Annotated in this window: 17 protein-coding genes; 9 read left to right on the top strand and 8 right to left on the bottom strand. The window is 69.8% G+C overall.

Annotation, left to right across the window (positions count from 1 at the left end; all coding sequences use genetic code 11):
* Nucleotides 1-111 precede the first annotated feature (111 nt).
* Nucleotides 112-582 carry an FAD/NAD(P)-binding protein gene (locus PARN5_RS23015; RefSeq protein ID WP_018001420.1) on the top strand — a complete coding sequence of 157 codons (471 nt, stop codon included), beginning with the start codon at nucleotides 112-114 and terminating at the stop codon, nucleotides 580-582.
* Nucleotides 567-1,580 carry a hypothetical protein gene (locus PARN5_RS23010; protein WP_051071047.1) on the top strand — a complete coding sequence of 338 codons (1,014 nt, stop codon included), beginning with the start codon at nucleotides 567-569 and terminating at the stop codon, nucleotides 1,578-1,580. Before PARN5_RS23015 ends, PARN5_RS23010 begins: the two co-directional genes overlap by 16 nt.
* A gap of 345 nt (nucleotides 1,581-1,925) precedes the next feature.
* On the opposite strand, the gene PARN5_RS24640 is transcribed toward PARN5_RS23010, so the two are convergent.
* A complete protein-coding gene (locus PARN5_RS24640; protein WP_026155580.1) occupies nucleotides 1,926-2,195 on the bottom strand; it encodes a GntR family transcriptional regulator in 270 nt (89 codons plus the stop codon).
* 54 nt (nucleotides 2,196-2,249) lie between these two features.
* Here PARN5_RS24640 and PARN5_RS0119310 point away from each other — a divergent pair, with 54 nt between their 5' ends.
* The 6 genes from PARN5_RS0119310 to PARN5_RS0119285 all read left to right on the top strand — a co-directional run bounded on the left by PARN5_RS0119310 (nucleotide 2,250) and on the right by PARN5_RS0119285 (nucleotide 9,246).
* On the top strand, nucleotides 2,250-3,200 hold the full coding sequence (locus tag PARN5_RS0119310) for an ornithine cyclodeaminase (RefSeq protein ID WP_018001418.1): 951 nt from the start codon (nucleotides 2,250-2,252) through the stop codon (nucleotides 3,198-3,200).
* A gap of 153 nt (nucleotides 3,201-3,353) precedes the next feature.
* Complete coding sequence (locus PARN5_RS24635) at nucleotides 3,354-3,680, top strand: proline racemase family protein (RefSeq protein WP_026155579.1); 327 nt, start codon at nucleotides 3,354-3,356, stop codon at nucleotides 3,678-3,680.
* Nucleotides 3,681-3,706: 26 nt separating this feature from the next.
* Complete coding sequence (locus tag PARN5_RS0119300) at nucleotides 3,707-5,434, top strand: sigma-54-dependent Fis family transcriptional regulator (protein ID WP_026155578.1); 1,728 nt, start codon at nucleotides 3,707-3,709, stop codon at nucleotides 5,432-5,434.
* Between the two features lie 139 nt (nucleotides 5,435-5,573).
* Nucleotides 5,574-7,373, top strand: a complete 1,800-nt coding sequence (locus PARN5_RS0119295) for an NAD(P)/FAD-dependent oxidoreductase (protein WP_018001416.1) — start codon at nucleotides 5,574-5,576, stop codon at nucleotides 7,371-7,373.
* Nucleotides 7,374-7,432: 59 nt separating this feature from the next.
* Complete coding sequence (locus PARN5_RS0119290; RefSeq protein WP_018001415.1) at nucleotides 7,433-8,485, top strand: 2,3-butanediol dehydrogenase; 1,053 nt, start codon at nucleotides 7,433-7,435, stop codon at nucleotides 8,483-8,485.
* An 89-nt stretch (nucleotides 8,486-8,574) separates the two neighbouring features.
* On the top strand, nucleotides 8,575-9,246 hold the full coding sequence (locus tag PARN5_RS0119285) for a UdgX family uracil-DNA binding protein (protein WP_346420790.1): 672 nt from the start codon (nucleotides 8,575-8,577) through the stop codon (nucleotides 9,244-9,246).
* 457 nt (nucleotides 9,247-9,703) lie between these two features.
* Here the strand turns inward: PARN5_RS0119285 and PARN5_RS0119280 are convergent, their stop codons facing one another.
* On the bottom strand, nucleotides 9,704-9,952 hold the full coding sequence (locus tag PARN5_RS0119280) for a hypothetical protein (protein WP_018001413.1): 249 nt from the start codon (nucleotides 9,950-9,952) through the stop codon (nucleotides 9,704-9,706).
* A 33-nt stretch (nucleotides 9,953-9,985) separates the two neighbouring features.
* The gene (locus tag PARN5_RS0119275) at nucleotides 9,986-10,183 is read right to left on the bottom strand and encodes a hypothetical protein (protein ID WP_018001412.1); all 198 of its coding nucleotides are present in this window, start codon (nucleotides 10,181-10,183) and stop codon (nucleotides 9,986-9,988) included.
* Between the two features lie 174 nt (nucleotides 10,184-10,357).
* Between PARN5_RS0119275 and PARN5_RS25175 the strand changes: the two genes are divergently transcribed.
* Nucleotides 10,358-10,483: a hypothetical protein gene (locus tag PARN5_RS25175; protein ID WP_018001411.1), complete on the top strand. Its 126-nt coding sequence runs from the start codon at nucleotides 10,358-10,360 to the stop codon at nucleotides 10,481-10,483.
* Nucleotides 10,484-10,580: 97 nt separating this feature from the next.
* Here the strand turns inward: PARN5_RS25175 and PARN5_RS0119265 are convergent, their stop codons facing one another.
* The 5 genes from PARN5_RS0119265 to PARN5_RS22630 all read right to left on the bottom strand — a co-directional run bounded on the left by PARN5_RS0119265 (nucleotide 10,581) and on the right by PARN5_RS22630 (nucleotide 13,973).
* Nucleotides 10,581-10,826 carry a hypothetical protein gene (locus tag PARN5_RS0119265; RefSeq protein WP_026155577.1) on the bottom strand — a complete coding sequence of 82 codons (246 nt, stop codon included), beginning with the start codon at nucleotides 10,824-10,826 and terminating at the stop codon, nucleotides 10,581-10,583.
* A gap of 47 nt (nucleotides 10,827-10,873) precedes the next feature.
* Complete coding sequence (locus PARN5_RS0119260) at nucleotides 10,874-11,500, bottom strand: DNA-3-methyladenine glycosylase (protein ID WP_018001409.1); 627 nt, start codon at nucleotides 11,498-11,500, stop codon at nucleotides 10,874-10,876.
* 96 nt (nucleotides 11,501-11,596) lie between these two features.
* Nucleotides 11,597-12,262, bottom strand: coding sequence for a phosphoribosyltransferase family protein (locus tag PARN5_RS0119255; RefSeq protein WP_036745150.1), 666 nt, complete (start codon nucleotides 12,260-12,262; stop codon nucleotides 11,597-11,599).
* Nucleotides 12,262-13,557: an erythromycin esterase family protein gene (locus PARN5_RS0119250; protein ID WP_018001407.1), complete on the bottom strand. Its 1,296-nt coding sequence runs from the start codon at nucleotides 13,555-13,557 to the stop codon at nucleotides 12,262-12,264. Before PARN5_RS0119250 ends, PARN5_RS0119255 begins: the two co-directional genes overlap by 1 nt.
* Nucleotides 13,558-13,721: 164 nt before the next feature.
* Entirely contained in the window at nucleotides 13,722-13,973 is a 252-nt protein-coding gene (locus PARN5_RS22630) for a DUF2934 domain-containing protein (RefSeq protein WP_018001406.1), read from the bottom strand.
* Between the last annotated feature and the right edge of the window lie 14 nt (nucleotides 13,974-13,987).

Here is a 13,987-nt window from a genome sequence, read left to right as displayed (position 1 = left end):
TCGCGGCGCGGCGCCAGCCTTAGCGCCTGGGCGAGCGGCCGCGCGCGCTCTTGTCGCGACTGGCTGGCGCAGGGGCCGCATCACGCCGCCGCCTGGCAGCGGGCGCAGGCGGTGTATGCCACGGCGGATCCCGGCCATCGCATCAATGTGCCCGCGGCGCGCATGACCATGGATTGTGCCGACAGGAGCGGATTGCAGAACTGGTTCGATCGCCGCCGCATCCCGCTGTCCCCCGGCACCTGCCTTGCCAGCAGCGAGGCCTTCGTCCAGCGCGGGCTGGTCGCGGAATATGCCACCGACAACCTGGCGCCGCGTCTGGCCTCGGGACGGGTGCGGGATCTGCGCGCGACGGCGCTGGCGGCGCGGCCGGCGGCGGGACGGTTCCTGATCGCCTGCGACGACGGCTCGGAACTGGCCGCCGATGCGGTCGTCATCGCGACCAGCCATCCGCCACCCGGCATTCCCGCGGCTTTTGCCGGACTGGCGGATTCGCCCCGGCTGATCGCCGACAGCAGTGCGGCCGACCGCTTGGCCGAGGTCGCGCGCCAGGCGCGCAACCTGCTGGTGTGGGCACCGGGCTGACCTCGGCCGAGGTGATCGCCAGCCTCGACCGCAAGGTTTGCCAGGCGGATCACCGCCCTGTCGCGGCGCGGGCTGCGCTCGCGCGGGCATGCCTTCGCTATGCTGAATCCGCGGCCGATTTCGCCGGCAACCCGGCCCGCAGCGCGCTGGCACTTCTGCGCCGCATCCGCGCGGCGGCGTGGCTGGACCGGCAGTCGGGCCTGCCCTGGCAGGCGAAGCTGGGCAACCTGCGCCGCGACGGATCCGCGATCTGGGCGGCGCTGGCGCCCGATCAGCGCGCCAGGCTGGTGCATCGGCTGCGGGCGTGGTGGGACATCCACCGCTTCCGCATCGCCCCGCAGGTCGAGGCGGTCCTGGACTGGCTGATCGCCGGGCATCGCCTGACGGTGACGGCCGGCCGCAAATCGCGCGGCAGTTGGACGAGGGGATCGCGGTCATCTGGCGTGGCCGCGGCGGCCAGCCGCGACGCGAGGTCTTCGACGCGTGATCCTGACCACCGGGCCCGCGTATGGCGGCGTCGTGGCCGGCTCGCCCTTCCTGTCCGCCCGGATGCCCTTCACCTGGGCCTGGACGTGATGCAAGGCTGCCTGGCGGTCGGCGGCAACGGCGCCGCCTCGGCCGGCCTGCTGGTCGCGGGTCCGCTGGCGCGCGGCCATGTCGGCGAGCTGATGGGCATCCCCGAGGTCACGGCCCATGCCGCGCTGGTCGCCGCCCGGCTGGCGGCGAAGCTGGCGGCGCGGGAGCCCACGCCGGAAACGCCTGACTGTCCGACACTCGCCAATCCTGCGGGCGCGAGGCCATGGAGCGGCGCAGCCAAGCTGTGGAAGGCGCGCCTGCCGATCTCTTCCAAAGCATCGTATCGCCCGATCGGCCACGCCCGCACTTGGACGAGGTCTGACATCAGGGCGCCGGGCACGCATATGGCCTTTCCTCGCAGGCGAACAAGTCCGCGAATGTTCCGTCCCGCCGATTCCAACTCCTCACATGCGGCAGCATGAAGATGCCAGCCGCCGGGTTGCCCGGACCTCAGCCGCCTGCCTTCGCCCCCGGCAGGTGATGCAGCAGCGAGGAGCAGGCGCCCATGATATGGCCGCCGCGCCGCCTTCTCGGCGTCGCCCTCGCGCAGGCGGTCGGCAGCGCCCAGCCCGTGCGAAAGGGTCAGCTGCGCATGCAGATGGTGTTCGAGCCGGTCGTTCACCGCGCGGATGGTGGCGACCAGGAAGGGGCGCTGCGCGTCCAGGTAGAGCCGGCTGTGGAACCGCCAATGCCGACCGCAGCGCGGCCTCCGCTTTCCCGCGCGAAGGCGTCGCACCGCGCCTAGCCCTCGGCCAAGGTGGCCTCGGTCATATGCGGCACCGACAGCCGGATCGCGTTCGATCCCAGGATGGCCCGGACCTCGAGGATCGGGCGATCTCGGGCTCCGAGACCGTCGTCACGATGGCGACCCGGTTGCGGTGGAATTCCATCAGCCCCTCGGTTTCCAGCCGCTTCAGCGCCCCGCGCACCGGGATCTTGCCGACGTCGAACAGCCGCGCCACCTCGTACTCGACTCGCCCTGGTGCTGGAAGCGCCCTGCCGGCCGCCTCTTGACGGGCCGCGGGCGGATCGACCATTGCGACAGAACCCGGCGCGCTCCGGACCCAGTCATAGAAGCAGAGGCCTCGCCCATGACCGCCACCAATCCCGCGCCGCGGTTTCTGTCCTATCAGGATGCGATCGGCCGGCTGGCCTGGACCGATGCGGTCGAGGCGCTGCGCCAGGGCCATGCGCTGCCCCGGGCCGAGATCCGCGACGTGTTCCTGGGCCCGCCGACCGGCACGATGATGAGCCGCTCGGCCTTCATCCCGGGGCTGGGCTATGGCGCCAAGACCTTCACCGTCATGGACGGCAACGCGGCGCGCGGCCTGCCGACGGTGCAGGGCGCGATGCTGGTCTTCGACGGCGCGACCGGCACGCTGAAAGCCATCGTCGACAGCCCGCTGGTGACCGAAATCAAGACCGCCGCGGATTCCGTCCTGGGCGCCAGCCTGCTTGCCCGGCCCGACAGTCGGCATCTGCTGGTGGTGGGCGCGGGCACGGTCGCGGCCAGCCTGGTCAAGGCCTATACGGCGGTGCTGCCGGGGATCGAGCGGGTCTCGGTCTGGTCGCGGCGCCCCGAGCAGGCGCAGGCGCTGGTCGCCGCGCTGGACGGCATCCCGGCCGAGCTGGCGGCGGTGCCCGACCTGCAGGCGGCGGTCGGACAGGCCGACATCGTGACCGCGGCCACCATGGCGCGTCAGCCGTTGATCCTGGGCGACTGGGTGCGGCCCGGCACGCATGTCGACCTGATCGGCGCCTTCAAGGCCGACATGCGCGAGGCGGACGACGCACTGATGGCGCGGGCGGCGCTGTTCGTGGACAGCCGTGCGACCACGCTGGGCCATATCGGCGAGCTGATGATGCCCATCGCCTCGGGCGCGATCACGGCGGAAAGCGTGCTGGGCGATCTCTACGACCTGGTGCGGCCGGGCGCCCGGCGCCGGCAATCGCCGGATGAGATCACGGTCTACAAGAACGGCGGCGGCGCGCATCTGGACCTGATGACGGCGGACTACATCGCCAGGGTGATGGCGCGGTAAGCAGGAGCGACTGCGGTCCCGAAAGCCGAATCGGACGATTCGGTGCTGAAATATCGTCCACGAAAACCGATGGACGAGCTTTGAACCTGCCTGCCCATCCTGCCGAAGAACCCGTGAACACGCTGCTCGTCGCAATGCTCGTCGCCGCAGCCCTTGGCGCGGCGGGGCAGCGCCAAGGCTGCCGATTGCGGCACCGTCTCGCTTGCCGCGAACAACGTGCAAAGCGCCTGTGCCGCGCATCTGGATGCCGAGATCGAGGTGCCGCATCTGGTCCGGGTCGATGTCGGCTGGGGCGGCATGTTCTATGTCACCGCCGACGTGCGCCAGTTCCCCGGGCTGGAGCTGAAGCCCGAGCACGGTTGCGAGGTGCCGGGCGTCGGCCTTGTCACCGGCATCAGACCTGCAAGGGACGACGCGCCGCCGCCAGCCTCCCGCGCCCGCGACGAAAGTCTGTTCTGCGCCGGCCGGGCCCTGTGCTAACCTGCACCGCGCAGGAGGAGGACCGCGTGAGCGATCGGCAGCATGTCGAGGAGATCGAGCGGGTGCTGGGCGGCACCCAGACCGGGCGGGACGGTTTCGTCTCGGCCTCGTGGCGGCGCTGCGTCGAGGTCTATGGCATGGACCCGATGCGCCGCGACCCGGCCCATATCGTCACGCAAAGCGAGCTGCGCGACCACCGCCAGCAGGCGGAATGGATGATCGGCGCGGCGCGTTCCAGCCTGCAAAGCCTGTTCCGGCAGGTCGCCGGGCAGAACTACGTGCTGCTGCTGACCGATGCCAAGGGCGTCTGCGTCGATTTCTTCGGCGACGACCTGTTCGTGGACGACCTGCGCGGGGCCGGGCTCTATCTCGGCTCGAACTGGTCCGAGGACCTGGCCGGCACCTGCGGCGTCGGCGCCTGCATCGTGACCCGCGAGCCGGTGACCGTCCACCAGGACGACCATTTCGGCAATGCCCATGTCACGCTCAGCTGCACGGCGGCGCCGATCTTCGACAGCCTGGGGGAACTGGCGGCGGTGCTCGACATCTCGCTTCTGCGCTCGCCCACGCCGAAGCGCAGCCAGAATCTCGCCATGAGCCTGGTGACCAATGCCGCAAGGCGGGTCGAGATGGCGAACCTGATGGCCGAAAGCCGCCGCGACTGGGTGCTGCGGCTGTCCGACAGCCCCGAATTCCTGGACGTGGACCCCGAGGCGGCGGTGCGGCTGGACGATTCCGGCCGGGTGCTGGGCTATACGCAGGGCGCGCGGCGGCTGTTCCCGGACGGCGCGGTCATCGGCCGGCGCATCGACGAGGTGCTGGGCCTGACCATCGACGACCTGCCCGACCTGATGCGCGACCGCCCCACCGAGGAGCGCATCGTCGAGATGCGCGACGGCGGCGCGCTGTTCGGCCATGCCATCGCGCCGCAGGCGCCGCGCACCGTGCTGCGCGGCGACCGGCGCGGCGGGCCGCTGGCCGGGCTGTCGGGCGGCGATCCGGCGATGACGCAGCTGTTGACCCAGGCCGCGCGGCTGGCCCCGACCGCGGTGCCGCTGCTGATCGCGGGCGAGACGGGGACCGGCAAGACCAAGCTGGCCCATGCCATCCACATGGCCAGCGCGGCCGGCGGCTTCCTGGCGCTGGACTGCGCCGGGCTGACGGCCGAGGCGCTGCGCGAAGCCTGCGCCGAACTGCCCGCCGGCGCGACCCTGCTCTTGCGCCGGATCGAGGATCTGCCGCCCGCGACGGTGCCGGTGCTGACCGCGCTCTTGGACGGGCGCAGCGGGTTGCGTGCCATTTCGACCAGCTGCGCGGCGCCCGGCGCGCTGGGCCTGCCGCGCCCGCTGTTCCACCGCCTGGCCGGCGCGGTGCTGGAGCTGCCGCCGCTGCGCCAGCGCCAGGACATCGGCTGGCTCCTGGACCGCATCCTGCGCCGGCGCACATCCGAGGACATGCGCCTGTCGCCCTCGGCCCGCGCGGCGCTGCTCGGGCGGCGCTGGCCCGGCAATCTGCGCGAGCTGGAACAGGTGCTCGACGTCGCCATCGCACTCTGCGAGGGGCGCGTCATCGACCTGCCGGACCTGCCCGCGCCGGTCGACCGCGCCGCCGCCGCGGACGCGCCCGGCGAGACGCTGGAGCAGGTCATGGAGGCCTGCGGCTGGAACATGGCCCGCGCCGCGCGCCGGCTGGGCGTGAACCGCTCGACCGTGCTGCGCCGGCTGCGCCATGCGGGGTTGCAGCCCCCGGCCTGAGCCGTTGCGCGCCGTTGCGCCCGCAACACGCTGCGCCGCAGCACTGGTTTTTCCGGCCGCCGCATGCATGCCGCGATAGATCGGACGGGCAGGCGCCCGCGATACTTCTCCTCGAACAACGCGCAGAGGAGGAGACGCGATGCTCGATTCTACCGTCACGAGCCGCACGCAGGCGGTGCTGGACCAGCTCAATACCGCGCTGGAACAGGACGACGTGGCCGCCGCCGCCGGGCTTTTTGCCACCGACAGCTATTGGCGCGACCTGGTCGCCGTCAGCTGGAACCTGAAGACCGTCGAGGGGCCGGCCGGCGTCGCCGACATGCTGGACCGACAGCTGGCCCGGACCCGGCCCGGCAATTTCCAGATCCAGCCCGGAGAGATCCCCGCCGAGGAGGGCGGCGTCATCACCGCCTGGATCACCTTCGAGACCGCCGCCGGGCGCGGCTGGGGCCTGATCCGGCTGAAGGAGGACCGGATCTGGACCCTGCTCACCGCCCTGCAAGAGCTGAAGGGCTTCGAGGAAAGCCGCGGCAAGCGCCGCCCGATGGGCGCCGAACATGGCGCGAAGAAGAACCGCACCACCTGGAAGGAACGCCGCGAGACCGAGGCGGCCTCGCTGGGCTACGACACCCAGCCCTATACGGTGATCGTCGGCGGCGGCCAGGGCGGCATTGCGCTGGGGGCGCGGCTGCGGCAGCTGGGCGTGCCGACCATCGTCCTGGACAAGCACGACCGCCCCGGCGACCAGTGGCGCAGCCGCTACAAGTCTTTGTGCCTGCACGACCCGATCTGGTATGACCACCTGCCCTATATCAAGTTCCCCGACAACTGGCCGGTGTTCACGCCCAAGGACAAGGTGGGCGACTGGCTGGAAATGTATACCAAGGTCATGGAGCTGAACTACTGGACCCGCTCGACCGTCGAGCGCGCCTCCTTCGACGAGGCCTCGGGCACCTGGACCGTCGAGGTGGACCGCGACGGCGAAAAGGTCGTGCTGCACCCGACGCAGCTGGTGCTGGCGACCGGCATGTCGGGCAAGCCGAACATGCCGAAATTCCCCGGCATGGAGAGCTTCAAGGGCACGATCCAGCATTCCTCGCAGCACAAGGGGCCGGACGAATGGACGGGCAGGAAGGTGGTGGTCATCGGCTCGAACAACTCGGCCCATGACATCTGCGCGGCGCTGTGGGAGGCGGACGCGGACGTGACCATGGTGCAGCGCTCCTCGACCCATATCGTGCGCTCGGACAGCCTGATGGAGATCGGGCTGGGCGCGCTTTATTCCGAAGAGGCGGTGGCGAACGGGGTGACGACCGAAAAGGCCGACATGATCTTCGCCTCGCTGCCCTACAAGATCATGCACGAGTTCCAGATCCCGCTTTACGACAAGATGCGCGAGCGTGACGCCGAGTTCTATGCCGGGCTGGAGAAGGCCGGCTTCCAGCTCGACTGGGGCGACGACGGCTCGGGCCTGTTCATGAAATACCTGCGCCGCGGCTCGGGCTATTACATCGACGTGGGCGCGAGCCAGCTGATCATCGACGGCGAGATCAAGCTGGTCTCGGGCCAGGTCGATCACTTCGAGGCGGACGCCGTGGTGCTGGCCGACGGCACCCGGCTGCCGGCCGACCTGGTGGTGCTGGCCACCGGCTTTGGCTCGATGAACGGCTGGGCGGCGGACCTGATCAGCCAGGAGGTCGCCGACAAGGTGGGCAAGGTCTGGGGCCTGGGCTCGGCCACCACCAAGGATCCGGGGCCTTGGGAGGGCGAGCAGCGCAATATGTGGAAGCCGACGCAAGCGCCGAACCTGTGGTTCCACGGCGGCAACCTGCACCAGTCGCGGCATTATTCGCTGTATCTGGCGCTGCAGCTGAAGGCGCGGATGGAGGGTTTGGACACCCCCGTCTATGGCCTGCAAGAGGTGCATCACCTGTCCTGACGCTCGCGCGCCCGGCCGGATCGCGGCCGGGCCATCCACCCAGAACCGGAGAAAAGCAGATGAAAGCAGCACGTTGGCACAGCGCCCGTGACATTCGCGTCGAGGACGTCCCCGAGCCCCAGGCGGGGCCGGGCGAGGTCAAGGTCAAGGTCGCCTGGACCGGGATCTGCGGCAGCGACCTGCACGAATACCTGGCCGGACCGATCTTCGTGCCGGTGGGGCAGGACCATCCGCTGAGCCACGACAAGGCGCCGATCACCATGGGCCACGAATATTGCGGCACCATCACCGATGTGGGCCAGGGCGTCACCGGCCTTGCCATCGGCGACCGCGTGGCGATCGAGCCGATCTTTGCCTGCGGCAGCTGCCCGGCCTGCCACGAAGGCAAATACAACCTCTGCGACCAGCTGGGCTTCGTCGGCTTGTCGGGGGGCCATGGCGGCTTCGCCGGCTATTCGGTGGTGCCCGCCCGCATGGTGCACAAGATCCCCGAGGGGCTGTCGATGGAGCAGGGCGCCCTGGTCGAGCCGGCGGCGGTGGCGCTGCACGCCGTCCGCCTGTCGAAGATCAGGGCCGGCGACACGGCGGCGGTCTTCGGCGCCGGTCCCATCGGCTTGCTGGTCGTCGAGGCGCTGCGCGTCGCCGGCGCGGCCCAGATCCATGTCGTCGAGCCCTCGGAGGTGCGGCGGCAGAAGGCGCTGGACCTGGGCGCGACCACGGCCATCGATCCCACGGACGGCGATGCCGTCGCCGCGATCCGCGCGGCGAGTGGCGGCGTGCATGTCGCCTTCGAAGTGACGGGCGTGCCGCGCGTGCTGCCGCAATGCATCGACGCCACCCGGCACGAGGGGCAGGTGCTGATCGTCTCGATCTGGGAGGGCGAGGCGTCTTTTCATCCCAATACCGTCGTGCTGAAGGAACGGCAGTTGCAGGGCACCATCGCCTATCGCAACGTCTATCCGGCGGTGATGGCATTGATGGCGCAAGGCTATTTCAACGCCGAGAAGCTGGTGACCAAGCGCATCGCGCTGGACGACATCGTGGCCGAGGGTTTCGAGGCGCTGGTGGCCGAGAAATCGCATGTGAAGATCCTGGTCGAGGCGCCGCAGTGATCTGACAGTCCGCGCGCAGGGGCGGCCGGCAGAGCCGCCCCTCTGCGCAGCGAGATACCGTTGTCGGAACAGCCTCCTTCCCGAAGCGGATCGGAAGGCGGGAACATCCCGCCGCGCGCCGGGTTGACCTGCCGGACCGGAAGGAGACCGCAATGACGGATGCGGAAGTCGAGGCCGCGAGTCTTTCCGCGCTTGCCGAGGCCGAGGCCGATTGCACGCGCTGCCCGCTTTATCGCAATGCCACGCAGGTCGTGCCCGGCGAGGGCCACCGGCAGGCGCGCATGATGGTGGTGGGCGAACAGCCCGGCGACAAGGAGGATTTGGCCGGCCGTCCCTTCGTCGGCCCGGCGGGCCGCCTGTTCGACGCGGCGCTGGCCCAGGCCGGCATTCCCCGCGAACAGATCTTCGTCACCAATGCCGTCAAGCATTTCAAGTTCGAACCGCGCGGCAAGCGCCGCCTGCATCGCAGCCCGAATGCCGGCGAGATCGACCGCTGCAAATGGTGGCTGGGGCAAGAGCTCAAGCTGGTCGCGCCGGCCGTGCTGGTGGCGATGGGCGCGACCGCCCTGCGCGGGTTGCTGGGCCGTCCCACCACCATCTCGTCGCTGCGCGGCAAGACAGGCCACATCGAGGACGGCACCCCCCTGGTCGCCACGGTCCATCCGTCCTGGCTGCTGCGCATTCGCGATGCGGAGACGCGCGAGAAGGAGCGGATGGCGTTCATGGCCGATCTGCGCCGCGCTTGGCAGATGGTGGGATAAGGCACGACCACGGTGCCTAGCAGTCGGGCCTTGCAAGCAATGGAGGTGTCGCAGCGACCAAGGCGGGCTCGCTCCGACGCCAGTCCTGCAATCTGACGATTATTTCGAGCCCGTGGCGCTGGGGACCGACCCTTTCCGCGACGGGGTGCGGCGTGAAATCCGCATTTGTCCGCTGCGAAGCCGGTCGGCATCCTGTCCCTGGTCCATCAGCAGCGCGATCTCTGCGGGATCTGCAAGAGCGCCCGCGCACCCGATGGCATCCGAGGTCCGACCCGCTGCAAGAAACCTCCGGACCGGGCGCCCCTCGCATCGGCGTCGCCCGATCAGCTGTCGGGGCGCGCCTGATGCGTCACATCGATCCGGCTTGGCATGGCAAGCACACCATGCGTTCGGCCCATGAGACGGCGCCGGTCGAATCGTCCGGCAGCGACACCGCCTCGAGCAGCGCCACCAGCGTTCAGTCGTCGCTCTCCGGCTTGCCGCTGCGCTTGTGATGCTGGCTTTCCTGATTTTCGCCGCGCGGTATAGGATCACCGTCGTCGTCATCCGGGCCATGGGGGCGCCTTTCGCCCTCGACGATCTGCCTGTTAGGATCCTCGGCCGCCTCGAGATAGGGGCGTGGATCGAAATCCTTGTCGGCATTGCTGGTGTCCACGCGCTTCTCGATGATCTGCCGCTGCTGCTGGCGCGTCTTCTGACCGGTCATTTGCGACCTCCTTCCTGTTCTGGCGCAAGGTGCTCACTTGTTCTCGCGTCCGCGTTGCCGCGGGTCGATGCCGCCTTGCGGGGTGGTGTCGTTCAGCACGTCGCCCTCGAAGGTGTTCTCGCCGCCGATCGCGGCATCCTTGCGGGTGACGCCTTTCGAGCGCCCGATGCCCGGATCGTGGCGCAGATCCGCATCCGAAGGCTGGCTGGTCTTGGGGTGCTTGCTGGTCATGGCTGTTCCTTTCCAAAGCCTTTTCGGGACGGGCATGATAACCGGCGAACCCCCTCGATGTTCCAAGGGAATGGTTTTGCCGCCTGAACGGGCAGGGCAGCGCTTTTCCGCTGATCGCTTTTCGCTCGTGCGTTGGTTTGGCAGCGGTTAGGGGCATAGCGAAGGAAAACGAGCATGCAAAATCAAATCGTCCTCGCCTCGGCCACGATGGCGTATCTCATGGCCGGAAGCGCCCTTGCGGCGGCGTCGGTCATTACCCTGCAGGCCATGGGCGTATGGATCGCGCCGCCCGGATCGTGAAAGGCGGCTGATGCGCGGTCTTGCCTTGGCCGCGCCGAGCAGGGGGCGCGAGTTTTCGCCGCGCCAGCCCGGAAGTTCCTTGACTGTTTGTTAAAGCCTAGGGCTCGTCCTCGGTCGGCGGGGGCTGGTCCGTTTCGCGGTTGCCCACATGGTCCTGGCGCTGCTCGGTCTGGACGTGACGGCTGTCCAGGCCGCGCTGCTCCGAATGCCGGGCGGTGTCGCGGTTGGAAAGAACCGCATTCTCGGGCAGTTCGCCGATATCCTCGGGCGTCATGCCGCCGCTGCCGTCGCCCTTGCCCTGGTCCTGCTGACCGGCGCCGAACTTCTTGCCTGCCTGTGCCATGGGATCCTCCTTCGAATGGCTGGGCCGGTGGAACAAGCCAGGCGGAATTATGTTCCCGGCGACGGAAAGGGCCGGCTGAGCCCGGTCGCGCCGGCCAGCCCGAAGCGCCAGGGCCGGTCCTGCGCCTTGCTGATGCCGATGCGCGGCCCGACCAGCAGCTCCGGAGCCGTGGCCGGCAGCAGCAAGGCCAGATCCCCGCCGTCGAAGGGCGCGCCGTCATCCGCCAGGCTGAGCCCCAGCGCCTGGGCAAGGCGGCCGGGGCCGTTGCAGAGCAGCCCGTTTCCCCGCCGCGCCTCCATCAGCTCCTGCCCGGTATGCGGCGCCAGGGCGCGGATCAGCACGGCCTCGCCGGGGCGAGCCACCACGTTCAGGCACAGGTGGATGCCGTAGCAGCGATAGACATAGGCATGGCCCGCCGGCCCGAACATCGCGGCGTTCCGCGCCGTGGGGCCGCGATAGCTGTGCGAGGCCGGGTCGTCCCGGGTATAGGCCTCGGTCTCGATTACCGTGCCGCCCGCGCCGCGGACCAGCAGCGTCGCGCCGATCAGCCGGCGCGCCAGATCCTCGGCGCCAAGACCCTGGATCTGCCGTGAAAAGGGGGATGTAGCCAACTCGTCGCCCTCGGCGCTGCGGGCCCGCTCAGCGCCGCGCGCCCTTCGTGTTTTGTCCGGCATGTCGGCCCTCCTCTTGCGCCCGGCGGGAACGCGGCCGGCAAGCCGGTGTCAACCGGCCGGCCCCGCGAATGGTTCCCCCGGCGCCTGGCGCGGCGATCAGGCCAAAGAGGGATGTTCCCGGCTTTGCCGCAGCGCCTCGGTCACCTCGGCATCGCTGACCTGGTCGAAATTCACGTAATGCAGCCCGACCGCGCGAAACGGCTCGGGCGTGATCAGGCAGACCACATCCGCGACCTTGCCGCGCAGTTCCCGCACCACCTCCGGCGCGGCAACCGGGACCGCGACCACGATTTCCAGCAGGTCGAGCCGCGCCAGCGCGGCCAGCGCCACCCGCAGCGTGGCCCCCGTGGCGATGCCGTCATCGACGACGATGGCGCGCTTGCCGGCCAGCGGGATCGCCGGATGATCCTGAAGGTAAAGCGCCCGGCGGCGGGCGATTTCCGCCAGCATCCGTTGCGCCTCGGCCTCGACATAGCCGGCGGGTAGGGTGGCGGGGTCCACCGCCTCGTTCAGCAGCACCTGCGGCTCGGCCCCGTCGATCACGGCGCCGATGGCGAATTCCGGAAAGCCGGGCATGCTGATCTTGCGCACCATCAGCAGGTCCATCGGCGCCTGCAACCGCCGCGCGATCTGAAGCCCGACCGGAACCCCGCCGCGCGGCAGGGCCAGCACGACATTGCGGCCGTCGCGATAGGATTCCAGCCGGTCGGCCAGCATGCGGCCCGCCGCGTCACGATTGGGAAGCACCAGGTCGATGTTCATCACAAGCCCCATGGCCAGGTTTCGGGAATGCCGTCCTTGGCGCCGCGGGCCGGGGCGGCATCGACGGCCGAGGTTTCGTCGAACCAGACCCAGCCGTCGTATTGCCGGGCCGGCCGCGTCTCGAGGTAATGGCTCATCAGCTCGCTTTCGGGGCGATAGATGACGCCGATGAAGCGTTGCAGCAGCGGCGCGGCGCCGGCCAGTTCCGGCGCGGCGTCGCCCAGCTCCAGCAGGAAGCTGGACTGTCCGGCGTCGTGGCAGGCGGCCTCGAAACTGCCGGGCCGCGCCGGGCGCAGCGCCTTGACCTCCATCTCGGCGTCCCAAGCCGAGGCCGCGGCCACCGTGCCGCCATGCGTGCCGAAGCCCAGAAGCGCCACCGCGTCGCCCCATTTCTCGCGGCAGAGCTGGCCCAGGTTCAGCTCGCCCAGCTTGGTGCCCATCGTGGTTTCGCGCGCGTCGCCGATATGCGAATTATGCGCCCAGACCACCGCCTTGGCGCCGTCGCGCTCCATCAGGTGACACAGGGTCTCGAACATATGCCGGTCGCGCAGGTTCCAGGACGAGGCCCCGCCGTGATGCATCAGGCGATAGTAACGCTCGGCCGCGGTGATCAGCCGGGCGTTCTGCGCCGCGTCCAGGAAGGCGTCGGGATCGCGCGGCTCATAGCGCATCCTGCGCTCCAGAAGCTCGCGGCACTGGCGGATGACGGCTTCCTCGCAGGCGCGCAGCCGGGCATCGGCCGCGGCCGGCCCCGCCGCCCGCGTCCATGGCTCCAGGCAGGCATAGCGCTCGCGCGCCAGCGCGGCGGCTTCCGGGTCGATCTGGTCAAGATAGTCCAGCACCGCGCGGATCGAGCCATAGAGGCTGTACATATCGAGCCCGTAGAGGCCGGCCTGCATTTCGGGATGGCCGAGGTTCCAGCCGCGCAGCCAGTCGACGAAAGCGAAGAATTCCGCATTGCGCCACATCCATTGCGGAAAGCGCTGAAAGGGCGGTTCGCCGCGGTCGACGGGCCGGCCGCGCACCAGCCGGTTCACCGCGGCGGCGTCGGGCCAGTCCGCCTCGAGCGCGACGATGCTGACGCCGTGATTGCGGATCAGATGGGCGGTGATCGCCGCGCGGGCGCGATAGAATTCCGAGGTTCCATGGCTGCCCTCGCCCAGCAGGATGATCCGGCGGTCGGCCCAGCGGTCGAAGGCGCGGCCGAAACCGGGATCGTCCAGCGGCGGCAGGGGCGTGGCGCGATCCCGGATCGTGGCCGCAAGATCCTGCGAACTGGCTGCTTCTGGCTGCATCTGGCACCCTTTCGTCTGCAAGGGTGAAACCGCTTCGTCCCGCCGATGTTCCCGAAAGGCGCGCAGTCCAGGAAAGGCCCGCTCAGGCGGCTTGCAAATCGGGGGGCGGGCGCGAGGAAAGACCGGACCGCGCGACGGGGCGCGGGCCGGTCCCTGGCGGTTGCTCAGCCCCGCGGGCCGGGGGCGTTCGTGCCTTGCTGCAAGGCGGGCCCGCCGGCGGGTTCGGCCCCGGCGGGGGCGTCGCCGCCGGTCTCCTTCTGGGCCCGCTCGGGGGTCAGATCGGCATCGGGCCCGGTTTCGGAGGCAGCCATTTCCTGCTCGGCCTGATTCCAGTGTTCCAGCTCGCGGCCTTCGGGGCGGCCCTCGGCCTCCCAGATCTCATGCGCGCGGGCGCGGATGCGTTCGGTGTTTGCCATGGTTCTTCCTCCGA

Origin of the sequence: Paracoccus sp. N5, from assembly GCF_000371965.1 — a bacterium.
Classification (GTDB): Bacteria; Pseudomonadota; Alphaproteobacteria; order Rhodobacterales; family Rhodobacteraceae; genus Paracoccus.
The sequence above is the reverse complement of the archived record's forward strand: the minus strand, read 5'-3'. Positions and strand labels throughout refer to the sequence as shown.